This window comes from Cellulomonas sp. P22 (genome assembly GCF_044392165.1).
The window spans coordinates 62,976-84,963 of record NZ_JBISBW010000015.1 but is presented as its reverse complement, the minus strand read 5'-3'; the positions used below and the strand labels follow the sequence as shown (position 1 = coordinate 84,963).

Here is a 21,988-nt window from a genome sequence, read left to right as displayed (position 1 = left end):
GCCCGAGCTCGTGCTGTAGAAGGAGACGCCCGTGGACACCGTGTGGCTGCTGCTGGGCGTCGTCGTCCTCGCCGCGACGCTGTTCGACGTCTTCCTCACCGCGCTCAACTACGACGAGTCGGGTTTCCTCGCCGGGCCGCTGACGCGGCTGCAGTGGCGGTCGCTGCGGCGCGTGACGCGACGGCTGCCGCGACGCTGGCGGCCCGCAGCGCTGCGCCAGGTGACCGGGATGCAGCTCGTGCTCAGCATCGTGCTGTGGGTGTGCGGGACGATCCTCGGCTACGGCCTCATCTACCGCGGTCTGATGACACCGACGTCGTTCTCCGTCTCCGGCACCGGGGCGGACCTCGACCTGTTCAACGGCCTGTACTTCAGCGCCGCGCAGCTCGCCACGGTCGGCGGGTCGTCCCTGACCGCGGAGACCGACGTCCTGCGCTTCCTCAGCATCGCGGAGACGCTCACCGGCGTGCTGCTGCTGTCCCTCATCCTGACGTTCCTGCTCGGCGTGTACGGGGTGATCAGCGACCTCAGCAGCCTGTGCACGCAGTTCTTCACGGCCGAGCGCGGTGCCGGCTCACCCGTCGCGAGCCTGACGCCGTACTTCCGCGACGGTCAGCCCAACGACCTCGACGGCCACCTCGACGCCGTGGGGGACACGTTCTCCTCGTACACCGACGGGCTGCGCCTGCACCACGCCGCGTACTACTTCCAGAGCGGACGCGACCGGTTCGCGCTGCCGTACGCGCTGCGCATGATCGGCGGCACGATCGGGGCGTTGCGCTGGGGGCTGCCCACCGGGCATCCGGCCACCGCCACGGCGCGCCTGGTCCCGCTGACGTTCGAGTTCCTCCAGTTCGGCGAGTACCTGCAGGGCCGGGTGCGCTGGACCAGCGTGGACGTGCCCTCGGTGGTCGACCCCCAGCGGTTCGCACGGATCGCGCAGGGTGAGGCGCACCGCGACGAGGGCGACGAGTGGGTCAACCGGTTCCTGCAGCTCGACCGCGAGACGGCCGCCCTGGTGGACGTCCAACCGCTGACCGACGTCGACGACACCTACCGCCGGTACGTCGCGTGGCTGCCGTTCGCGTACCGGGCGCACCAGGTCACGCTGGCCGTCAGTCGCGACCTGGACTACCAGCCCATCATCGTGACGGACCAGCCCGTGTCGATGCTGCACCCGCAGGGTGCGGTCGCCCTGCGTGACGTCGAGGAGTTCTTCCTGCCAGGGCCGACGCAGCCGCCGGACGCCGCCGCGACAGGCCACGGCCGGCTCTCGCGCTGGCGGACGTTCGTCGACGCTCACGTCGCCCAGGTCGACCCGGGGTTCGCGCGCCTGCGGGCGGCGGCCCGCGCGCTGCTGGCCGTGGTTGCCGCGGGGGTGACCGGGTACGTCCTGCTGCACGCACTGGGCCGGGACGAGCTGCGGCCGGCACTCTTCGGCGCCTTCGTGGCCATGCTCAGCACGGGCCTCTCGGCCGACAAGACGGCGCGCGGGCGCAAGCTCACGAGCGTCCTGCTGATCGTGCCGGTCTGCGTGGTCGTCGTGCTGGGCGCACTGGTGTCCGGGTCGCCCGTGTGGACGGGCGTGCTCGTCGTCGCCGTCGCGGCGGGTGGCGCCTGGGTCGGGCGCTTCGGCCCGCGCTGGGCAGCGCTCGGTGGCGTGACGTTCATGGTCTACTACTTCGCGCTCATCCTTCAGCTGGAGCTGTCCGAGGTGACGCTGTACGTCGCGACCGGCGCCGTGGGCATCGCCTGGGGCTTCCTGCTCAACTACGTCGTGCTGCCGGAGCGCCCGGCGCGGGTCCTGCGCGCGGGGCTCGCCGGCTACGGCCGCGAGCTCGTGGCCTCGATGGACGCGCTCGTCGACGCCGTGTCGTGGGCGCGCTGGGACCCGGACGTCCGCCACCGCGTCGAGGTGGACCAGCGACGCCTCGAGCGCGGCGGCACCTTCCTCGCGGGGCAGCTGGCGGGCGAGGCCGACGCGACCGGTGTCGACCCGGTCCGGGCCGTGGAGCTGCGCCTGCGGCTGTTCGACACCACGCTCGCGACCGCGCACCTGGTCGGGACCGTGGAGGACGCCACGGGTACCACCCTGTCGCTCGAGCTGCGCGGCCGGCTCGCGGGGCGGCTCGAGCTCCTGCAGGCGCACCTGGAGCGGTTCGCCGCCGCGGGTCCCGGGGCCGTGCCGGGCTCGGATGCGGCGCCGGGCCCGGCCGACGCGACACCCGCCACCCTCGAGCCGTGGGACGCGGACCCACCGCCTGCGGACTGGCCGCGTGCCGCCCGCGCTCTGCAGGTGGCGACCAACGAGCTGTACCGCGCGGCGGCCGCGCTCGCCGAGGCGCGGACGGCGGCCCTGGACCCGTCGGCGCCGCCCGCGCCGTCGGACGACGGCGACGAGGACGCCCAGGCGCTCGACGAGCTCACCTGGAGCGCCGACGGCTCTCCGGCTGGCTCGCAGCACCGGCTCTCACCGACGAGCCGCCGGGCGGTCCAGGCCGGCGTCGCGGTGGGCGCGGCGCTGGGCGTCGGCGAGTCCGTGTCGTCGACCGACCAGTACTGGGCGACGCTCGCGGCGTACCAGGTGCTCGGCGGCACCGACGCCGAGACGTTCATGAAGGGCGCGCAACGGGTCGCCGGCACGGTCGCGGGCGCCACGGTCGGCTTCGCGATCGCGATCGGCACCGGGCACGAGCCGTGGGTCCTGGTGCCGTTGCTCGCCCTCACGGTGTTCGCCTCGACCTACTTCCGCCCCGTGTCCCCGGCGGTGTCGACGCTGTGGACGACGATGCTGTTCGCCGTCATCTACGAGTTCCTCGGCCGGTTGACGCCGGTCGCGCTGGAGCTGCGCGTCGTGGAGACCCTGCTGGGGGCGGCGGCCGCGCTGCTGGTCGCCTGGCTCGTGCTGCCGACGCGGATCCGCACCGTGCTCAACAAGGACACCGCGACCCTCGTGCGCGACGTCGCGACGGTCGTGACGACCACCGTGGGACGCCTCGAGGGCAGCACCTCGGTCTCGACGGCGTCGGTGCGCGACCGGCTGCTCGTCGTGGAGCGCGAGGCTCGGGCGGTCAACTCCACCGCGGCGCCCCTGCGGCGGGCCGCGGGCGCCTCGGGCGCCGACGGCGTCGAGGGCAGGCTGACGGCGCTGTGGTCGCTCACCTACGACACCCGGCACCTGGTGCGGGCCGCCCAGCAGGCGGTCGACGCCGGTGCCGATCCGAGCGCGCAGGACTGGTCCGCCGTGCGCACCACGCTGCGCACCAACTTCACGGCGCTGCTCGACGTCCTCGCCGACCGGCTGCCGACGTCGGTCGAGCCGGACCTGCCGCTGGTCCTCGACGACGGCGTCCGCGGCGCATCGGACAGTCCGCAGGCCGCCGTGCTGCGCCACCTCGACCGGATCAACGACACGCTCGTGCTGCTCGTCGGCGAGGTCTCTCCCGGTGCGGCCGAGCAGCAGCAGCGTCAGGAGGCGTCGCCCGCGGGCGTCTGACGCACCGCCCGACACGGTGGAGACGTCCATCTAGGACATGCCGGTTCATCGGCGCCAACCGAGACAGTCCGCTGCGTGAGCGTCGATCGTTCCGCTTCCCTGCCCGATCGGTGATGACTATGATTCGGGTCATGACGACGACATCGCTCGCGAATGTGAAGGCGCACCTGTCGCGGTACGTCGACTCCGTCCACGGCACCCACGAGCGGGTCACCATCACGCGTCACGGCGAGCCGGCCGCAGTCCTGGTCTCGCCCGACGACCTGGCCTCGCTGGAGGAGACCATCGCCGTGCTGTCGGACCCGCGGCTGATGGCCGAGATCCGCGAGGGTGACGCCGCCGTGGCCGCAGGTGACGTGACGCCGCTCAGCGAGGTGCTGGAGCAGCTGCGCCGCGACGTCTGATGTACGAGATCTCCCTGGCCCCCGCTGCGAAGCGTGCGCTCGCCTCGCAGCTGCCCGCGGCGGTTGCCGTTGCCGTCATCGAGTTCCTCTCCGGGCCGCTGGCCGAGGACCCCTTCAAGGTCGGCAAGCCGCTGCGCAACGAGCTCGAGGGAAAGTGGTCTGCCCGGCGTGGGGAGTATCGCGTCATCTACGCGATCAACGCTCGGGTGGTCACGGTCTACGTCCTGTCGATCGCCCATCGGCGAGACGTGTATCGGCCGCACTGACCGGCCGCAGTCGACGGTTCGCCCGGTCGACGATGCCCTCATTCGACGACGCGGCGGAGCTCCCTGCGGCAGTGCCGGTAGACCTCCACCGGGTCCGTCATGTGGCCCTCCAGCGCGAGCTCGCCCCAGCGTTCCCAGCTGGTGCGCCACAGCGCCACAACGAGCTCGGCGATGAGCCGCACGGTGGTCGGGTCGCTGCTCTCGAGCTGGGCGCTCAGCCGGGCGTGCAGGTGCATGGTCAAGGTCCGCTCCTGTGCGGCGGCGAGCGCCTGGAGCTCCGGCTCGCCGAGGAGGCGCGCGATGCGCCGGTGCTCCGCGAGGCCGGGGTCGTTCTCTCCGGACATGGCCGACTCGGCGGCTTTCTCGGCCTTCTGCAGGACGGTCGCCGGCGAGTCGCCGGGGGAGAGCTCGAGCGTGTCGATCACCTGCAGCAGCCGCTGCTGACCTGGAAGGGCGGCCTGCTCCTTCGAGGCGAAGTACCGGAAGAAGGTGCGCGACGAGATGCCAGCGCGGTCGGCGATCTGCTGGACCGTGGTCTCTCGGACGCCCTGCTTCTCGAAGAGCTCGAGGGCCACCTGGTGGATCTGCTCGGCCGTGTCGAGGCGGCGTCGGGCGCGGAGGTCGGTGGGGACGTCGTCCATGGGGCCTTCCTAGCACGAGCACACGTGTGACCAGAGACACCACTCTGGCGGTGGCTGCCATCTTGTCACAGTGTGACAGAATTGCCTTCGCTTGTGTCTAGGAAGAAGGTCCCATGTCTGATGTCCAGCTCCGCGAGGAGACCCCGGCGGGCGCGTTCTCGCCGGCGATCGAGACGGAGAAGGCCACCGGCCGTGTCGGCCCGGTCATCGCCGTCCTGATGTTCTCCGCGCTGATCATGATCCTCAACGAGACCGTGCTCAGCGTCGCGCTGCCCAGCATCATGGGCGACTTCGAGGTCACGGCCGGCACGGCCCAGTGGCTCACCACCGGGTTCATGCTCATGATGGCCGTGGTCATCCCGACCACGGGCTACCTGCTGCAGCGCTTCACCACCCGGACGCTGTTCAGCGCCGCGCTCCTGCTCTTCATCGTGGGCACCGCGCTCTGCGGCATCGCGCCCACCTTCGCCCTGATCCTGCTGGGCCGCATCGTCCAGGCCTGCGGCACGGCGATCATCCTGCCGCTGCTGATGACCACCACCCTGACGACCGTGCCCGCGTGGAAGCGCGGCGCGGTCATGGGCCTCAACTCCGTCGTGATCTCCGTCGCGCCGGCCATCGGCCCCACCATCTCGGGCATCGTCGTCGAGGCGCTCAGCTGGCGCTGGGTCTTCGGGCTCATGCTCCCGCTCGGGGCGATCGTGTTCGTCTGCGGCCTGTTCATGATCAAGGCCACCCACGAGGTGACGCGCCCGCGCCTGGACGTCGGGTCGGTCGTGCTCTCGGTGTTCGGCTTCGGCGGCATCGTGTACGGGCTGTCCTCGATCGAGGCGCTGCTCGACGGGGCCGCGGCGCCCGTCGTGGCGCTGGTGATCGGCGTCCTCGGGCTGGTGGCATTCGTGCGTCGTCAGACGCGTCTGCAGCGCACCGGATCGTCGCTGCTGGACCTGCGGCCGTTCGCCGTCCCCGCGTTCCGGAACTCCGTCATCATCCTGATGGTCGTCATGGCCACGTTGCTCGGCACCGTCGTGGTGCTGCCCATCTACCTGCAGATGGGGATGGGCGTGAGCGTCCTCACCACCGGGCTGCTCATGCTTCCGGGCGGCCTCGCCCAGGGGGTGCTGGCGCCGTTCGTCGGCCGCATCTACGACAAGGTTGGCCCGCGCCCGATCGTCATCCCCGGCGCGATCCTGCTCTGCGGTGGGCAGTTGCTGCTGAGCACGATCGGGGCCGACACCTCGCTGGGCGTCGTCGTGGCCTGGCACGTGGTCTTCTGCCTCGGTCTGTCCCTGCTGATGACCCCGCTGATGACGATCTCGCTGAGCGCCCTGCCGCGTGAGCTCTACGCGCACGGCTCAGCGATCCTGAACACGCTGCAGCAGCTCGCCGGTGCAGCGGGCACCGCACTGCTCGTCGCGGCCCTGACCATCGGGGCCGCGGCCGCGAGCGGCAGCGACGCCGAGATGCAGACGGTCGGCACGCGGCACGCCTTCATCCTGGGTAGCTGCATCGGCCTCATCGCCGTGATCACCGCCCCGTTCGTCAAGCGGCTGCGCACGGACGCCTGACCCGTCGGGAACAGCGTCCCCCGGTCACCGCCCGCGACGGCGGTCGGCCGGTTCGGGCGCTGTCGCGGCACGGGCCTGCCGGCGACGTCCCGCGGGGATGCCCGGGGTCGTCGCCCGGGCGTGCAGGACGTCGCCGAGCGCTGCCTCGAGGCCGGCCAGGCCGGGCGACGCTGTGATCTCGGAGCCCAGGCGGGCGGCGGCGCGGCGGTACCTGTGGTCGGCCAGGACCGTGCGGACGGCCGTGCGGACGGCTGCGGGCGTCGGCTGGTGGGTGCGGAGGTTGAGGCCCGCGCCCGACCATGCGACGCGGGCCGTGACCTCGACCTTGTCCTCGGTGGCTCCGGCGACGACGAGCGGCACCCCGTGCTCGAGCGCGAAGTGCACGCCGCCGTACCCGCCGTTGCTGACGTAGACGTCGGTCAGGGGCAGCAGCGCGTCGTAGGGGAGGTACTCCGCGGCCCGCACGTTGGCCGGCAGGGGCGGCAGCGTGGTGACGTCGCGGCCTCCCGTGCTGACGACCACGAGCACGTCCTCCTCGGCAAGGGCCGTGATCGTCGGGGTGATGAGCTGGTCGTAGTCCCGGTTGGCGACGGTGCCCTGGGTCACGTGGACCACCGGGCGTGTGCCGTCGAGGTCGCCCCACCAGGAGGGGACGGGCGTGTCGGACGGCGTGGTGCGGGACACGGGCCCGACGAACCGGACCGAGGAGGGCAGGTCCGGGCGCGGGTACTCGAAGCCGGGCACGGTGAACTGCACGAGCGCGTCGGCGAGCCTGCCGTAGTCCATGAAGAAGCCGGGCAGCTCGCAGCCGGTCGCCTCACGGACCGCCTGCTCGGCGTCGCGCTGGACGGGGCCGAAGACGATCTTCTCGGCGACGACCCGCAGGGCGGCGTTGCGCACGCGTCCCGCGAGCCCGGGCACCGGGGGGATCCCGAGCCCGAACGGTGCGGTGTCGGTGCTCGCCAGCCCGAGGGGGATGATCCCGAGCGTGATGACGGGCGGGCGGGCGGTGCGGGACCGGGAGAGCAGCGCGGCCGCGCCGAAGAACATGCTCTCCACGAGCACGGCGTCGGTCGGCTCGGCGGCGAGCGCCTGGTCGACGGCGCGAACCTGTGCGGGCACCGGCGCGATGAAGATCGTGCTCATGTCGTACCGGATGCCGGAGGCGCCGCTGCGGCCCACCCGCCCGGGGAACGCGGCGTCCATGTCGCGGTCGTCGTAGTCGGCCTCGAGGGGGAGCGGCAGGTAGGTGGCTCCCGTCGCCTCGACGGCGCCCCGGTAGCGGGCGCCGGTCAGGAACCGGACGTGGTGCCCCTGGCCGACGAGGAACCTCGAGACGGCGAGCAGCGGGGTGACGTGCCCGTGGACGGGGGTGGCGCAGATCAGCAGGGATGACATCGGGTTCCTCACCAGTGGCTAGTATTGGTTACTGGTCCCGAGTATTCATCACACTGCCATGGTGGTCAATATGTCTGCTTCGTCGTCTTCCCCGTCGGCCTCTGCGCCGTCCCGCCCGTACCGCTCGACGTTGCGGGCCGAGCAGGCCGCCCACACCCGACGACGGATCCTCGAGGCCGCCGCCGACTGCTTCGCCGAATGTGGCTATGCCGGCACCTCGCTGGGCGACATCGCGACCCGGGCCTCGGTGTCGGTCGAGACGGTCAAGCTCAACGGACCCAAGCGCAACCTGCTGCTCGGAGCCTTCGAGCAGGCGTTCACCGGCACGGAGGGACCCGAGAGCGTCACAGCGCGCGAGTCCGCCGCCGAGATCTTGACCCTCACCGACGGCGAGCGGTTCCTCGACGGACTGGTCCACTGGGTCGCGCAGGCGAACGCGCGCACCAGCGCGCTGTGGGTCGGCTTCGTGAGCGCCGGGGCGTCCGACCCGCACGTCGGGGCGGCGCTCAGCGAGCTGCTCGAGCGGCGGCGGGCCGACTACCGGGGCGCCGTCGAGGCGCTCGTCGAACGCGACATGGTCCCGGTCGACGTCGATCGCGACGACCTCGCGGACGCGCTGTCCTTCTTGATGTCCCCGGAGGGCCACGACCAGCTCGTCCGGCGGTCGGGCTGGACCATGGAGCACTACGAGGACTGGCTGGGGAGCACGGTCCGGCGGCTGGCCGTCCGGGCCTGAGGCAGCGGCGCCGCCCAGCGCGAGGACTCGCGTGACACGACGCAGACTGGACCCGTGATCGCTCGCCAGGTCGTCGTGCGCGGCGTCGTCCAGGGGGTCGGGTTCCGTGCGGCGCTCGTCGCCGAGGCCCGGCGGCTCGGTGTGACCGGATGGGTGCGCAACCGGGCCGACGGCGCTGTCGAGGCGCTCGTGGTCGGAGGCCGGGAGCCCGTCGATGCCCTGGTCGGGTGGGCGCACCGCGGCCCACGGTTCGCCTCGGTGAGCAGCGTCGAGGTGCGGGACGCGACGCCGGACGGCAGCCCGGCGTTCACCAGCTCGGTGTTCACGGTCGAGCGCTGATCCGGGTCGACCTGCTGCCGGTCTGCGTCCCGCGCGCGCGTCCCCGACGTTCCCGGGCGACGCTGCCGCGGGTGCCGGTGAACCACACGGCTCAGTCGTCCGTGGACTGAGCCTCGATGCGGTGACGCTCGTCGTGGATGGTCGCGCCGGACGCGACGAGACCGTGCTCGAAGGTGCGGAAGTGGTGGCCGCAGAAGAGGAGCTCCAGGCCGTCGCCGGCCGCGAGCGTCGCCCGGACGTAGGCCTGCGCCCCGCAGCGGTCGCAGCGGTCGTGGCGGGACAGCTCTGTGGTGGGGGCGGAACCCTCGAGGGTGGATGCAGTCATGGGGACCTCGTTTCGCTGCGGTGATCGGTGCTCGTCCGACCCCGGGAGGCTCCCGGGGCGGGCGATGCCATCGAGAACGGTGGACCCACCACCCGCATTCCTCAGGTGCGCACCTGTTCGCCCAGCGGGAAACACCGGGCCGCCGCGTGCTGCGGGCCCGGCGTCTTCCCGGCGGGGCTCAGTCCCGGACGAGCCCGCGCAGCGCCTCGTCCGTACCGGCCGCGAGAGCGGTCGGGTCGGCGACGACGTCCGGGTCGGTGACCACGGTCACGACCAGACGCCCTCCCGAGGAGAGCACCGCGAACGTGACCGCCACGTTCCCCGGTGCCGACGTCAGGGGGACGATCTCCCGGACGTGCGCCCCGGCCACGGAGACGGCCTCCGCGGGTCCGCGCACGTTCGTGAGGAACGTGCTGATCAGCCGCTGGTGGTCGATGAACCACCGGAACGCGCCGACCGCCACCAGCAGCCGGAACACCGGCCCCACGAGCCCCGCCGACGCACCACGGTCGTCGTGCCGGCGGGCGCTGGTGGTGGCCGCGACCCGCGCGAGCCGCTCGGGCAGGGGGCCGCGCACGGGGACCCGGACCTGCATGACGCCGACCTGGTTGCCGAGCTCGCCGCCTCTCGTGCGGCCCGCCGTCCCCGCCGTCCCCGCCGTCCCCGCCCTCCCCGTCGGCCGCCGCGCCGACACGGGCACGGACACGACGAGCGTGGACACGTCCTCGCCGCGTGCGCGCAGCACGGTGCCCATCGCCGCGGTGACCGCGACGAGCAGCACGTCGTTGACCGTGGCGCCATGCCGCCGCGCGGCCGCCCGCACCTCGGCCAGGTCGACGTCGACCGTCGCGAGCCGTCGACGGGCACCGGTCGGCACGTTGAGCGAGCACCGCGGCGCTCCCCGCCCCTGGTCGTGCCCGTGCCCGTGGTCGCGCCCGCGGTCGCGGCCGCGCAGCTCGACGCGCCCACGCCCCACCCGTGCCAGGCCCGCGGGCAGCGCGGCGGCGGCGCGGACGAGCCGCACGACGTGGTCGGCGAGCAGCGCCGTCACCGTCGGCCCGGCCGCGGGGACGGCAACCGCGGGGACGGGGGCCCCGGGGACGGCGGCCGCGGCGACGGTGGAAGCAGCGATGGCGGATGCCGGCCCGAGGGGTCGGGGTGCGGGCGTCCCCGGATCACCCAGCGCGGCGAGGACCGCGAGGCCGCCGACGCCGTCAGCGAGCACGTGGTGCATCACGAGGACGACGCCCACCGCACCACCCGGCAGCCCGTCGACCAGCACGGCCCGCCACAGCGGCCGGTCGCGGCGGAGCGGCTGCGTGAGCGCGTCCGCGGCGACGTCGAGCAGGGCGTCGTGGTCGGCGGGTGCGGGGCAGCGCACGTGCGTCACGTGGGCCGCGACGTCGAACGCCGGATCCTCGAGCCAGTACGGCCGGCCCAGCCCCCACGGCGGCGCGACCAGCCGTTGACGTAGCCGGTCGATCCCCGCGAGCCGGCGGCTGAGCACCCGCTCGACGGTGGCGAGGTCCGCGTCGTCGAGCACCAGGAGCGCGCCGACGTTCTTCGGCGCGGGGCCGACGTCCGAGCGGAGCTCGACCAGGTCGCCTCCGCTCAGCCGTTCGATCGTGCGCCGCGTGCTCACCATCCCGCTCCTCTCCTCGTCGGTGACGACCCCCGACGTCGAGGGCTGGTGCCCCTAGCATGCAGTGATGGAGGCCGGGGCCGTCACCAGCACGTCTGCTCCCGCGCGCCAGCTGTCGGTCGGCCTGCTCGTCGTCGCGGTCGCACTCGCCATCGTGGCCGTGCCGCTCCGTCTGTCCGGGGTGCTCGAGGTCATGGACGAGCCGCTCACGCCGGGCGACCTGCTCGAGCGCGGACGGCTGGCGGGCGCTCGCGCCGCGGTGCTGGCGGGTCTGTCGATCGGGCTGGGCTGGATCGGCGCCCTCGGTGCATCGGGGAGGACGCGGGGATGGGTGCTGGGCCGTGTCGTGGCCCTGGTCGGCGCCGGCGCGGTGGTGTCGCTCGTCAGCGGGCTCTGGCTGACCGGCTTGGTGCTGGCGCTCGCGGGGGCGTCCTGTGCGGTGCTGCGTCGGCGTTCTTCGCGACGACGGTGAGCGCGTTCGCCGGCGAGCGGATTTGGGCCGTTGTGCCCAGACATGGTCGTGGCTGGGCGGCCAGAGTGGGTCTGCCGGAAACCCCGGCCGCATCGCGTCTCACCCACGAGGAGAGCCCATGACCACCCTCACGCCCTCGCCGCTGTTCGCCTCCCGCGACCGGCGCCGACCGACCGCGTTCGACAGGCTCCGGTACACGCCGGCTCCGGCGTGGGAGCGCGGAAACCGGGCGCGGCACGTCCGCTACGTCGCGGCGAGCATGGTGGGCTGGATGGTCGTCGGGCTGGCGTGCAACGCCCTCGTGGCTGCGCTGCTCTCACTGGCGGGGTGACACCCGGGCGCGACCCCGGGCAGCGTGCTCGACGACTCGATGGGCCCGCGGGAGCCTGACCCCCGGTCAGGGTGAGCTGCAGCTCGCGACGGTCCGCCCGTCTCGGGTCTGGCCCGCCTCGAGGGTCCAGTCGCCGACGTCGAGCCCGTCGACCGCTTCGACCGCTTCCCACGGGACCGTCGCGGTCACCGCGCCCCCGGTGTACGTGGCGCCGGCCAGGCCCTCGACCGCCTGTGCGGAGCTGACCCTGACCGTCTGGAGCAGGGTGCCGTCCGCGTCGCGCACGGTGGCCCACCAGGAGCCGTGGTCCGCGGCGAACGACTCGTCGTCGGCGGCGTAGTCCGTGAGCTGCCACGTCACATCCAGTCGGGGGGCCACGTGGTCGACGCGGGTCACCCCGAGCCGCGTCCACTCGGCCGGGAGGGACGCCGTGACCTGCGCCTCCGTCAGCGTGGGGTCGGTGGTGCTGCCGGTGACGTCCGAGGAGACCGGCCGGCAGGTCAGGGTGCCGGTGCCGCTCATCGTCTGAGTGGGCGGTGCGCAGCCGTAGGCGACGCCGAGGACGCCTGCCGAGGTGACGACCGCGCCCACGACGCGGCGCCAGCGGGGCTCGAACGGCTCCTCCCACGGCGGCGGGGGACCGGTCGGCTCGAGCGGGGCTCCACGCGGGTCCGCGAGCCAGGCCACCCACGGGAGGGTCAGCGGGCGTCGCGTGCCGAGCACGTACGTCCCCGCGATGCTGTCGGCGAAGGTGCGGCGCTCGCGGTTCACCAGGGGGCGCAGGTACCCGATCAGCAGGATCGAGTCGAGCAGGTGCGCCGCCGTGCGGAGGGCGGTGCGCAGCGCGCCGGCCGGTCGGCCGGTCGACGTCCTCACCACGACGATGCCCACGAGCCACTTGCCCGGTGTCGCACCGAGGTAGGCCTGCAGCAGGGCCATCAGCACCAGCGTCCCGAGGACCCAGCCCGACGCGTTGACGGTCTCCGGCGCGGGCGTGGTGAACGTCGGCAGCCCGGGGTGCAGCGTCGGGCCGTCGAACCCGGGGCCGCCGTCCGCGAGGAAGGCCACACCCGCGAGCAGCCCTCCGTCGAGCAGCAGCGCGAGCGCCCGCATCGGCCAGGTCGCGAACGGCACGGGGATCGGGGCGTCGTCCGTCGCCGGGTCCCACTGCTGGGTGGGGGTGGGGGCGGGCGGCGGTGCGCTCATCCGGACATCTTGGCGCGGCGTGCGCGTTCCCCGCAGCGGTTCAGGCGATCGTGACCACTCCGCTCGGGCCGCGGGGTGCGGTCGGCCGCGGGTGGACCTACCGTGCGAAGGATGCCTCGGTCGCACCGGTGGCCGGGCCTTCGGGAGGAGCGGTCATGGCGCACGGTGACATCACGCACATCGACATCCCCGTCGGGGACTTCGGGCGGTCGACGTCGTTCTACAACGGCCTGTTCGGGTGGGACATTCAGCAGGTCGTCGGCTTCGAGGGCTACCCGATGTGGCAGGCCCCCAACAAGATCAGCGGCGGTGGCCTGGCCCCGCGGTCCGACGACTTCACGGCGCCGCGCAGCTACGTCGAGGTGGACTCGATCGACGACGTGCTGGGGCAGGTCCTCGCGCTCGGCGGCCAGATCCGGGCCCCGAAGCTGCAGATCGACTCGACGAGCTGGTGGGCGGTGGTCGTGGACCCCGACGGCAACGAGATCGGGCTGTACGAGGGCTCCACGGCGACGCCCGACGCCACGACCTGAGCGGCTGCCGCACCGCGGGCTGACCGTTCGGGGTCAGTCCGCCGCGTCCACGTCCTGCGGTGTGGCGAGCCGCAGCTCGGGGGCGGGGACGGGCTCCGCGGCGCGGTCGGGGCTGCGCAGGGCCCGGAGCACGAGCTCGAGCGCCCTCGCGACGGGGTCGGCACCGGGCGTGCGCGGCAGCATCGAGATCACGCCGTCGACCATCGCGACGGCCAGGTGGACGTCGGTGAGCGTCACGTCGGGACGGACGGTCCCGGCGCGGTGCGCCACGTGCACGGCCGCCGACAGCAGCGAGGACGTGCGGCGCGTGAGCTCGTCGAGGTGCAGCCGGGGGTCGGGGGAGCTGCGCACCACCGTCATGAGACCCGGGGTGTCGAGCTGGAGCGCGCAGATCTCCACGAGCAGGTGCTCGAGCAGGTCGTCGCCCGGGTAGGTGGCGGCGTACCGCTCGAGGGCCGCCATGCGCAGGTCCAGCACCGCGGCGACGAGCGAGCCACGGTCGGGGAAGTGGCGGTAGAGGGTTCCGCGCCCGACCGCCGCTCGCCGGGCGACGAGGTCGAGGGGTGCCGCCGCGCCGTCCTCCCGGAAGACCTCGGCGGCAGCAGCCACGAGCTTGGCCCGGTTGCGCTGCGCGTCGAGCCGCTGGTTCACGTCGGCGAGCGTAGCCGAGCGCATCGTCAGGTCGGCCTGCTCTTGGCGTCCTCGGGGCTCTCAGTCGAGGAACAGCGCGCGCAGCCGCCGGGTCACCAGGACGACGCCCACGGCGATCATCACCACGAAGTAGCCGACGTGCACCAGCATCCCGGCGCCGAGCGCGCCGGTGGTCAGCCCGCGCACGAGCTCGACGGCGTGCCACAGCGGCATGGCCTGGACCAGCCACTGGAGCGGTTCGGGGTACACGGTGATCGGGAAGAACGTCGCCGAGAACAGGAACATCGGCAGCATGACGAAGTTGATCCAGTCCATCTGCTGGAAGGTCGACAGGTAGCTCGTGACGGCCATCCCCAGGCTCGCGAAGCCGAACGCGATCAGCACGACGGCAGGCAGCGCGAGCACGGCCGTCCAGCCGAGGTTGAGGCCGAGCACCTGCATCACTGTGAGGAACCCCGCCGCGTACAGCACGCCGCGCAGCAGCGCGTACAGGATCTCCCCGAGCGCCACGTCGAGCGGGCCCAGCGACGTCGCGAGCATGCCCTCGTAGAGCTTGCCGAAGTTCATCTTGAAGAAGACGTTCCACGTCGAGTCGTAGACCGCGCCGTTCATCGCCGAGACCGCGAGCAGCGCGGGGGCGATGTAGGCGGCGTAGGCCACCGTCTGCCCCGACGGGGTCGTGATGTCCCCGATGTACGAGCCGAGGCCCATGCCCATCGCGAGCAGGTAGAACACCGGCTCGAAGAACCCCGAGACGACCACGACCCAGGTGCTGGACCGGGCCGCGCGCAGCCCGCGGGCGAGCACGGACCGGGCGTTCCCGGCGTACAGCGCGCTGACCCCGCCCCGACCCGGGGTCCCAGGCTCGGTGGCGTGGCTGCCGGTGGTGGTCGGCGCCGACATGTTCGCGCTCATCCGCGCAGCCTTCCCACGAAGACGCGACGGCCCACGAACCAGCCGCCGACCGCGAGCGCCACGAGCACCAGGACGTGCACGCACAGCAGCCAGCCGGGCGTCGCCTGGCCGAAGGACGCGGCCCGCCCGAGCTCGCTCGCGTGCCAGATCGGCGAGATCCACCCGATCCAGTGCAGCCAGGTCGGCAGGGTGTCGAGCGGGTAGAACGTGCCCGAGAACAGGAACATCGGCGTGAACACGAACCGCTGGACGGCCGCGAACTGCCCGGAGTCCTGCGTCAGGCTCGCCGAGTAGGCGAGCAGCGGCAGACCGAACGCCAGGCCGCCCAGCACGCCGATCAGCGGCAGCAGGAGCAGTGCACGCAGGTCGCCCACCGCGCCGAACAGCGCCACGACCAGTGTGTACGCCACCGAGACGAAGATCATCCGCGCCGCCACCGCGAGCACGAGACCACCGACGACCTGGCCCGGGGCCACGGGCGAGGAGTTCATCGCCCAGAACACCCGCCGCCACCGGAACCCGCCCATGACGGTGTAGGTGAACTCCTCGGTGCCCACCGTCACCACGGCCGTGGCCAGCAGCGCGGGCGCGACGAACCACACGTACGGCACGGGCCCGTCGGGACCGAACCCGACCGGCACGTCGAGGAAGCTCGCGAGCCCGAGGCCGATGCCGAGCAGGTACATGACGGGGTTGCCGATCCCGGTCATCACGATGGTCCACCCGTAGCTCCGCATGGAGCGCAGGTTGTGCTCGGCGACGTAGAGCGTGCCGAGACGGCGCGGCCGGACGCCCCCGGCGAGGGCCGCAGCCGTGGCGTCGTCGGGCCCGGGGGTCGTGAGATCGGCCGACGGGGTGGCGCCCGCGGGCGCAGGGGAGGCGGTCACTCGATCAGGCTCCGGCCCGTCAGACGCAGGAACACGTCTTCGAGGCTCGAGCGGCGCACCAGGCTCGTGGTCGGCTGCAGCCCGCGGTGCGCGACCTGCTCGAGCGCGGCCTCGCCGTCGCCGACGTACACCAGCACGCGGTCGGGCAGGACCTCGACCCGCTCGCCCAGGTCACCCAGCTCCCGCGCGGCCGAGGCGTTGCGGTCCGAGCCGAAGCGCAGCTCGAGCACCTCGCGCGTCGAGTAGCGCCGGATGAGCTCGGACGGGCTGCCCTCGGCCATGATCGCGCCCTTGTCGACCACGATGATCCGGTCGCACAGCTGCTCGGCCTCGTCCATGTAGTGCGTGGTGAGCACCAGGGTGGTGCCGCGCTCCTTGAGCCGGAACAGCCGGTCCCACAGCACGTGGCGGGCCTGCGGGTCGAGCCCGGTGGTCGGCTCGTCGAGCATCAGCATGCGCGGCTCGTTGACCAGCGCCCGGGCGATCGTCAGCCGTCGCTTCATGCCGCCCGACAGGTCGTCGACCTTGGACCGCGCCTTGTCCTCGAGCTGCGCGAACGCCAGCAGCTCGTCGGCCCGCTGCCCGCATACCGCGCGGGAGATGCCGAAGTAGCGGCCGTAGACGATGAGGTTGTCGCGCACCTTCAGCTCGGTGTCGAGGTTGTCCTCCTGCGGCACGACCCCCAGCTGGCTGCGGATCTCGGGCCCGTGGGTCTCGGGGTCCAGCCCGAGCACCCGCAGCGTGCCGTCGGTGCGGGAGGACACAGCGCCGACCATGCGCATGGTGGTCGACTTGCCGGCACCGTTGGGGCCCAGCAGCCCGAAGGACTCGCCGGGCGCCACCTCGAAGTCGATGCCGGCGACCGCGGTGAGGTCGCCGTAGCGTTTGGTCAGGGCTTTCGCGGTGATCACGGGCTCGGGCACGAGTCCAGAGGCTAGTGGTCGCCGGCGACATCGGCCCACGGAAATTGTCGTGCGGACGTCCTGGGCGTCGAGTCCGTGCGCGTCGTCAGTGGTCGCCGCGCCGTTCGAGGGTCTCGAGGTACGCGCCGAGCTCGCGGTCGGCGTCCGCCTTGGCCCGATGGCTCATCGGCGGCCCCGACCGGTCGATGGGCGGGACAAGAGGTCCGACCGAGGGAGTGTCTCGATGTCAGCTGTCCAGGCCGGCGCACCGCGCATGGCTCGCCGCTCCCTGTCCGCGGGGATCTCGATCCGCGCGAAGATCTTCACGCTGCTCGGCTTCCTCACCGTCGCCGCCGCAGCGGTGGGTGTGCTCGCGGCGCTCGCGATCCACGCCTTCGCCGCCGCGGAGGACGCGTCCGACGCGGACGCAGCGACCGTGCTGATCGTCGGGGTGCTGGTCGTCGGCGTCGCCGTCGTGTGGGGCATCGGCCTCACCGTGACGCGGAGCATCGGGCGATCGGTCACGGCGCTCGGTGTGGCGCTCGACGCCATGGCGGCGGGCGACCTGACCCGTGCGCCCGAGGTCCGGGGCAACGACGAGATGGCCCGGCTCGCCGGGTCGCTCACGACGGTGCAGACGTCGCTGCGGTCGATGCTGTCCGAGGTGTCCGTCGCGGCCGAGACGATGGCCGATGCGAGCCAGGGGCTGGCCGTCTCGGCCGACCAGGTCGTGGCCGGGACCCACGAGACGTCCGTGCAGGCCGGCGCAGTGGCCGTCGCGGCCGAGCAGGTCTCGCTCAACGTGCAGGCGGTCGCCGCGGGCGCCGAGCAGATGGGTGCGTCGATCCGCGAGATCGCGCAGAACGCCACCGACGGCGCGAGGGTCGCCGCGCAGGCCACGACCGTTGCGCAGCAGACGAACGCGCAGGTCGCGAAGCTCGGGACGTCGAGCCAGGAGATCGGCAACGTGGTCAAGGTCATCACCTCGATCGCGGAGCAGACGAACCTCCTCGCGCTCAACGCGACGATCGAGGCCGCGCGGGCCGGTGAGGCCGGCAAGGGCTTCGCCGTCGTCGCGGGCGAGGTCAAGGAGCTCGCGCAGGAGACCGCCAAGGCCACCGAGGACATCGCCCGCCGGGTCGAGGCGATCCAGGCGGACACGTCCGGGGCGGTGGCCGCGATCGAGCAGATCTCGACGATCATCACCTCGATCAACGACTACCAGCTCACGATCGCCTCGGCGGTCGAGGAGCAGACCGCGACCACCAACGAGATGTCGCGGGGAGTGGCCGAGGCCGCGACCGGGTCGGGCGAGATCGCGTCGAACATCACCGGGGTGGCGTCCGCCGCGAGCGTGTCGTCGGAGGTCATCGGGCGGATGGGTGCCAGCGTGGACGATCTCGCCGCGATGGCCGCCGGGCTGCGCGAGCGCGTCGCCGGCTTCACCTTCTGAGCGCTCGACCGCAGCAGCTCGACGCTGGAGCGGCTCGACGCTGGAGCGGCTCGACCCCTGGAGCACGGGCGGGGCCGGTGGACGTGCGTCCACCGGCCCCGCCCGTCTGCGTGTCGGGCTGCTCTCGCGTGGTCAGGCTGCTCTGTCCCATCCCCGGACGCCGAGGTCGTGGCCCTTGCCCGGCTTGCCCGGCTTCCCGTGCTTGCCGGGCTTCCCCGGCTTGCCCGGCTGGTCGCCGAGCCCCGAGACGCCGTTGACGGCCGAGGTGTCCTGGGCGAACGAGTAGGTCGCGAACGCGACGGCCTTGCTCATGATGCCCAGCGCCTTCGTGCTGATGTTCGTCAGGTCGTCACCCGGCGAGTGGTAGTTCGGGTCGTGGGTGATCCCCGCCGTGCCGCCGAACAGGGCGACCTCGGCATCCGTCTTGACGTCGTCCGCCCCGGTGAACAGACCGGAGGCGGGGATGCCGTTGAGGATGAACGCCTGGTAGTCGGACCGGCCGGAGAACTCGGTGTCCACCCACGGCTGGCCGATGCTGTCGAAGTAGTCGGTGAAGACCTTCTCGGTCGCGACCGAACCCTCGGGGACCGCCACCGGTGCCTCGTACGTGGACTCGTCCGCGTCGTACACCCCGATGATGTAGTTCGGCGACCCGATCATGTCGAAGTTGAGGTAGGTGGCGATGCGGTCGAGCTCGCCCGGCTGGGTGGCGAGCTCGGTGACGTACCGGGTGGAGCCGATCAGGCCGAGCTCCTCGGCACCCCACCAGGCGAAGCGGACCGTGTTGTTCAGCCTCTTGCTGTCGGCCAGCTGGACGGCGACCTCGAGCAGGGCGGCCGAGCCGGAGCCGTTGTCGTTGATGCCGGGACCGTCCTCCACGCCGTCGAGGTGGGCGCCGAGCATCACCACGTTGTCGTCGCGACCCTGCCTCGTCTCGGCGATGACGTTGAAGCTCTCGGACGCCTCGACGTGTGACCGGACGTCCAGCGTCAGGTTCAGGGGGCCGGACGCCGCCGCGGCGACGAGCGTCTGACCGTCGGCCTGCGAGATGCCCGCGACCGCGATGCCGACGCCGTTCTCTTCGCCGAGGGTGCCGTTGAGCAGCCCGTCGGTGTTGTTGTAGACCACGACGGCCGCCGCACCCGCGGCCTCCGCCGTGGCGCCCTTGAGGGCGAACGCGCAGCCGCCGCGGCTGACCAGGGCGATCTTGCCCGCGACGTCGACGCCGCTCCATGTCTCCGCGGCGCAGCCGAACGTGTCCGTCGGGCTCGCGACGTCGGCGGTGGTGCCCCCCACCGGCGTGCTCGGTGAGTAGGCCATCTGGTCGACCTCGAAGCCGACGGGGTCGCCCACGGCCGGGGTCAGGGTCAGGGTCTGCGCGTCGAGGATCTCGCGGTCGAACGTGAAGTAGTCCCGCTCGGTGGTGTACCCGGCCTTCCTGAGCGTCTTCTCCACGTACGCGGCGCTGGCCTCGTAGCCCGGGGTCGACGCTGCGCGGTTGCCGCCGTTCTGCTCGGCGATCTTCTGGAGCTGCTGGAGGTGACGCAAGACGTTCTTGGTGGTGATCTTCTGGGCGAAGGCCGCGGGGCCCTTGTCCTGGGGGTGGGCCGCCGCCGGCGACGCGACCCCTGCCCCCACGGTCATCGCCCCGGCTATGACGAGCCCGGCGACGGTTCGACGCATTCTCACGATGAGGACCTCCTGGTCGGGGAGTGACGCCACGACCGAGGCGGCCGCGGCGGTCCTGCAGTGGAGCCGATGCCGACAACGTAGGGCCCCGCCGTGACGAACCGGGCGAAACGCGACATCTACCCACCGGCGTGTCCCGTTCTGCTCTCAAGATGTTCGCCGGGCCGTTCGGCCGTAGCGTCGGCGTGACGCGCGCCCGCGTGCCTGACACCGGCTCAGGAGGACACATGCACATCCATCTCATCCCGCTGCGGCTCGCCGCAGGGGCCTACATCCTCAACTCAGGGCTGAGCAAGAGGGGGGCCGACGAGGACACGGCCCGAGGGCTGCAGGACATGGCCGCCGCGGCGTACCCCGTCGTCAAGGACATGGAGCCGAAGAAGTTCGCCCGTCTGCTGTCGACCTCCGAGATCGCGCTCGGGTCGGCGCTGCTCGTGCCGGTCCTGCCGCGCACCGTGGTGGCAGCAGGTTTCACGGCGTTCTCCGGGCTGCTCGTCGGGGTGTACCTCAAGACACCGGCGCTGCACGTGGGGCCTGGCGACCCCCGGCCCAACGATCAGGGTGTGGGCGTCGCCAAGGACGTGATCCTGTTCGGCGCCGCACTGACCTTCCTGCTCGACGCCCTGCGGCTGGACGCCCGGGCGGCGGCACGCAAGACCACCAAGAAGGTGGCCAAGGAGACCGCGAAGGTCAGCCGCAAGACCGTCGAGGCCGGGGCCAAGGCGGCAGCCGTCGGGGTCGCCGCGAAGAAGCTGCGGCACCACCACCACTGACCGGGGTCAGGCGTTCGCGGGGGCCTTGCTCTTCACGTCCACGCCACCCATGAGCGTGATCACGCGCACCACGAGGACGGGGGCCTCCGGGTCGGACGGCACCGTGGTGCGGTTCTCCCACCCGCCGAGCAGCGGCAGGCCGACGATCTCGACGCGCCACGAGTGGGGCACCTTCACGTCGATCCCGCCCCACATCGCGAACGCGCGGATCTCGGCGCGCTCGACGATCTGCGCGTTCCGCAGGTCGAGGTCGACGCCGCCCATCAGGACGCTGAGCTGCGCGCCGCGGAAGTCCTGCGTGAGCGGGCGGCGCTGGGCGCCCCACCAGATCGCGGTCGCCGTCACGTACCGCTCGTCCGTGCGTGACGACGCCGCCCGGGTGAGGAACGACAGGCCGACGAGGATGATCGCGACCGGCCAGATCAGCGGCCACACCCCGCCGTCGACTACCCCGAGGTTCCCGGCCAGCAGCACGCCCCCGGCCGCTGCCACGGCGAGCGGGGCGGGCCAGGCGCGGGGTGCGGCCGCGAGCCCGGCGACCCCCAGCACGATGATCACGGCGGGCCACCACGTGGCCAGCAGTCGACCGATGCTCACGTCGACCACGTCGAGCTGGTTCAGCAGGGCGATGGCCCCGATCACCATGATGGCGGTGCCGATCAGTGCCTGCGTGGCGGGGCGACGTTCCATGCGGCCAACCTAGGGGTCGGACCACCTGCCTGGAGGTCCTTCTGCAGGTCAGCCCTGGCGTCGGTCGGGCGACGCTTCTGCGGGTACGGGGTCTCGCCCCGGCCGAGCCGCTCGACGGTCTCGGCGATCTTGCGGGTGCGGGTCTCGGGCCGCTTGACCGCGCCGATCCGGTTCAGCACCGCGAACCGGTTGGTCGAGGTCAGTGCGTCGAACCACGCCTTCGCGGCGGGCTCGGCGGCGAGCGCGACCGCGAGGTCGTCGGGCACCTGCACCGTGGCGCTGCCGTGGTACGCCGCTTCCCAGCGCCCGTCGGCCTGCGCGGCCCGCACCTGCGCCCGCCCGGCCTCGCGCATCCGGCCCTGCTCCTCGAGCCGCCCGACGTGCTCCACGTTGCGCGCCGACCAGCGGCTGCGCGGGCGCCGGGGCGTCATCCGCTGGAACGAGCTCTCCCCGTCGCGCGACCGTGCCTGGCCGTCGATCCAGCCGTAGCACAGCGCCTCGTCGAGCGCCGCGGCGTAGGTCAGCTCGGTGACGGTGCCGCCCTTCTTGTGCAGCACGAGCCAGACGCCGGCCGAGTCGGCGTGGTGCTCGTCGAGCCAGGCCCGCCACGCGTCGGCGTGCGGCACCAGCAGCTCGGGAAGGTCGTCGGCGGGCATGCGGCCATCCTGTCG

At 72.7% G+C, this 21,988-nt stretch carries 23 protein-coding genes; 11 read left to right on the top strand and 12 right to left on the bottom strand.

Features of this window, described 5'->3' with window-relative positions; translation table 11 throughout:
• Positions 1-31 precede the first annotated feature (31 nt).
• From ACGIF2_RS15590 to ACGIF2_RS15580, 3 genes are all read left to right on the top strand, one after another.
• Complete coding sequence (locus tag ACGIF2_RS15590) at positions 32-3,496, top strand: FUSC family protein (RefSeq protein ID WP_396047013.1); 3,465 nt, start codon at positions 32-34, stop codon at positions 3,494-3,496.
• Positions 3,497-3,627: 131 nt separating this feature from the next.
• Entirely contained in the window at positions 3,628-3,900 is a 273-nt protein-coding gene (locus tag ACGIF2_RS15585) for a type II toxin-antitoxin system Phd/YefM family antitoxin (RefSeq protein ID WP_396047015.1), read from the top strand.
• A complete protein-coding gene (locus tag ACGIF2_RS15580) occupies positions 3,900-4,166 on the top strand; it encodes a type II toxin-antitoxin system RelE/ParE family toxin (RefSeq protein ID WP_396047017.1) in 267 nt (88 codons plus the stop codon). The genes ACGIF2_RS15585 and ACGIF2_RS15580 overlap by 1 nt, the downstream gene beginning before the upstream one ends.
• Positions 4,167-4,204: 38 nt before the next feature.
• Here the strand turns inward: ACGIF2_RS15580 and ACGIF2_RS15575 are convergent, their stop codons facing one another.
• The gene (locus ACGIF2_RS15575) at positions 4,205-4,807 is read right to left on the bottom strand and encodes a TetR family transcriptional regulator (RefSeq protein WP_396047019.1); all 603 of its coding nucleotides are present in this window, start codon (positions 4,805-4,807) and stop codon (positions 4,205-4,207) included.
• A gap of 113 nt (positions 4,808-4,920) precedes the next feature.
• Between ACGIF2_RS15575 and ACGIF2_RS15570 the strand changes: the two genes are divergently transcribed.
• Positions 4,921-6,375, top strand: a complete 1,455-nt coding sequence (locus tag ACGIF2_RS15570; RefSeq protein WP_396047021.1) for an MDR family MFS transporter — start codon at positions 4,921-4,923, stop codon at positions 6,373-6,375.
• Positions 6,376-6,399: 24 nt separating this feature from the next.
• Here the strand turns inward: ACGIF2_RS15570 and ACGIF2_RS15565 are convergent, their stop codons facing one another.
• Positions 6,400-7,773, bottom strand: coding sequence for a glycosyltransferase (locus tag ACGIF2_RS15565; protein WP_396047023.1), 1,374 nt, complete (start codon positions 7,771-7,773; stop codon positions 6,400-6,402).
• Between the two features lie 70 nt (positions 7,774-7,843).
• Here ACGIF2_RS15565 and ACGIF2_RS15560 point away from each other — a divergent pair, with 70 nt between their 5' ends.
• Both ACGIF2_RS15560 and ACGIF2_RS15555 read left to right on the top strand, forming a co-directional pair.
• Positions 7,844-8,509: a TetR/AcrR family transcriptional regulator gene (locus ACGIF2_RS15560; protein ID WP_396047025.1), complete on the top strand. Its 666-nt coding sequence runs from the start codon at positions 7,844-7,846 to the stop codon at positions 8,507-8,509.
• A 54-nt stretch (positions 8,510-8,563) separates the two neighbouring features.
• Positions 8,564-8,848 (top strand): acylphosphatase, encoded by a 285-nt coding sequence (locus ACGIF2_RS15555; RefSeq protein WP_396047027.1) that lies wholly within the window; start codon positions 8,564-8,566, stop codon positions 8,846-8,848.
• A 91-nt stretch (positions 8,849-8,939) separates the two neighbouring features.
• On the opposite strand, the gene ACGIF2_RS15550 is transcribed toward ACGIF2_RS15555, so the two are convergent.
• Positions 8,940-9,173, bottom strand: coding sequence for a hypothetical protein (locus ACGIF2_RS15550; protein ID WP_396047029.1), 234 nt, complete (start codon positions 9,171-9,173; stop codon positions 8,940-8,942).
• A gap of 178 nt (positions 9,174-9,351) precedes the next feature.
• Positions 9,352-10,815 (bottom strand): wax ester/triacylglycerol synthase domain-containing protein, encoded by a 1,464-nt coding sequence (locus tag ACGIF2_RS15545; protein WP_396047031.1) that lies wholly within the window; start codon positions 10,813-10,815, stop codon positions 9,352-9,354.
• A gap of 67 nt (positions 10,816-10,882) precedes the next feature.
• Here ACGIF2_RS15545 and ACGIF2_RS15540 point away from each other — a divergent pair, with 67 nt between their 5' ends.
• Positions 10,883-11,287 carry a hypothetical protein gene (locus ACGIF2_RS15540; RefSeq protein ID WP_396047033.1) on the top strand — a complete coding sequence of 135 codons (405 nt, stop codon included), beginning with the start codon at positions 10,883-10,885 and terminating at the stop codon, positions 11,285-11,287.
• 118 nt (positions 11,288-11,405) lie between these two features.
• Complete coding sequence (locus tag ACGIF2_RS15535) at positions 11,406-11,618, top strand: hypothetical protein (RefSeq protein WP_396047035.1); 213 nt, start codon at positions 11,406-11,408, stop codon at positions 11,616-11,618.
• A 66-nt stretch (positions 11,619-11,684) separates the two neighbouring features.
• Here the strand turns inward: ACGIF2_RS15535 and ACGIF2_RS15530 are convergent, their stop codons facing one another.
• Complete coding sequence (locus ACGIF2_RS15530; RefSeq protein ID WP_396047037.1) at positions 11,685-12,824, bottom strand: RDD family protein; 1,140 nt, start codon at positions 12,822-12,824, stop codon at positions 11,685-11,687.
• A 155-nt stretch (positions 12,825-12,979) separates the two neighbouring features.
• Between ACGIF2_RS15530 and ACGIF2_RS15525 the strand changes: the two genes are divergently transcribed.
• Positions 12,980-13,357 (top strand): VOC family protein, encoded by a 378-nt coding sequence (locus ACGIF2_RS15525; protein WP_396047039.1) that lies wholly within the window; start codon positions 12,980-12,982, stop codon positions 13,355-13,357.
• A 33-nt stretch (positions 13,358-13,390) separates the two neighbouring features.
• On the opposite strand, the gene ACGIF2_RS15520 is transcribed toward ACGIF2_RS15525, so the two are convergent.
• Genes ACGIF2_RS15520 through ACGIF2_RS15505 form a run of 4 tightly spaced genes read right to left on the bottom strand, consistent with a single transcriptional unit; the run spans position 13,391 to position 16,733 of the window.
• Positions 13,391-14,008, bottom strand: a complete 618-nt coding sequence (locus ACGIF2_RS15520; RefSeq protein WP_396047040.1) for a TetR/AcrR family transcriptional regulator — start codon at positions 14,006-14,008, stop codon at positions 13,391-13,393.
• Positions 14,009-14,068: 60 nt separating this feature from the next.
• On the bottom strand, positions 14,069-14,911 hold the full coding sequence (locus ACGIF2_RS15515) for an ABC transporter permease (RefSeq protein WP_396047047.1): 843 nt from the start codon (positions 14,909-14,911) through the stop codon (positions 14,069-14,071).
• A gap of 8 nt (positions 14,912-14,919) precedes the next feature.
• The gene (locus tag ACGIF2_RS15510) at positions 14,920-15,810 is read right to left on the bottom strand and encodes an ABC transporter permease (protein WP_396047041.1); all 891 of its coding nucleotides are present in this window, start codon (positions 15,808-15,810) and stop codon (positions 14,920-14,922) included.
• Positions 15,807-16,733, bottom strand: coding sequence for an ABC transporter ATP-binding protein (locus ACGIF2_RS15505; protein ID WP_396047042.1), 927 nt, complete (start codon positions 16,731-16,733; stop codon positions 15,807-15,809). Before ACGIF2_RS15505 ends, ACGIF2_RS15510 begins: the two co-directional genes overlap by 4 nt.
• 223 nt (positions 16,734-16,956) lie before the next feature.
• Here ACGIF2_RS15505 and ACGIF2_RS15500 point away from each other — a divergent pair, with 223 nt between their 5' ends.
• Positions 16,957-18,165, top strand: coding sequence for a methyl-accepting chemotaxis protein (locus ACGIF2_RS15500; protein WP_396047043.1), 1,209 nt, complete (start codon positions 16,957-16,959; stop codon positions 18,163-18,165).
• Positions 18,166-18,297: 132 nt separating this feature from the next.
• On the opposite strand, the gene ACGIF2_RS15495 is transcribed toward ACGIF2_RS15500, so the two are convergent.
• Positions 18,298-19,848: a M20/M25/M40 family metallo-hydrolase gene (locus ACGIF2_RS15495; protein WP_396047096.1), complete on the bottom strand. Its 1,551-nt coding sequence runs from the start codon at positions 19,846-19,848 to the stop codon at positions 18,298-18,300.
• Positions 19,849-20,081: 233 nt separating this feature from the next.
• Between ACGIF2_RS15495 and ACGIF2_RS15490 the strand changes: the two genes are divergently transcribed.
• Positions 20,082-20,627, top strand: a complete 546-nt coding sequence (locus ACGIF2_RS15490) for a hypothetical protein (RefSeq protein ID WP_396047048.1) — start codon at positions 20,082-20,084, stop codon at positions 20,625-20,627.
• 6 nt (positions 20,628-20,633) lie between these two features.
• On the opposite strand, the gene ACGIF2_RS15485 is transcribed toward ACGIF2_RS15490, so the two are convergent.
• Both ACGIF2_RS15485 and ACGIF2_RS15480 read right to left on the bottom strand, forming a co-directional pair.
• Positions 20,634-21,317, bottom strand: coding sequence for a LiaF transmembrane domain-containing protein (locus ACGIF2_RS15485; protein ID WP_396047049.1), 684 nt, complete (start codon positions 21,315-21,317; stop codon positions 20,634-20,636).
• Positions 21,287-21,973: a YdeI family protein gene (locus ACGIF2_RS15480; protein ID WP_396047050.1), complete on the bottom strand. Its 687-nt coding sequence runs from the start codon at positions 21,971-21,973 to the stop codon at positions 21,287-21,289. Before ACGIF2_RS15480 ends, ACGIF2_RS15485 begins: the two co-directional genes overlap by 31 nt.
• Between the last annotated feature and the right edge of the window lie 15 nt (positions 21,974-21,988).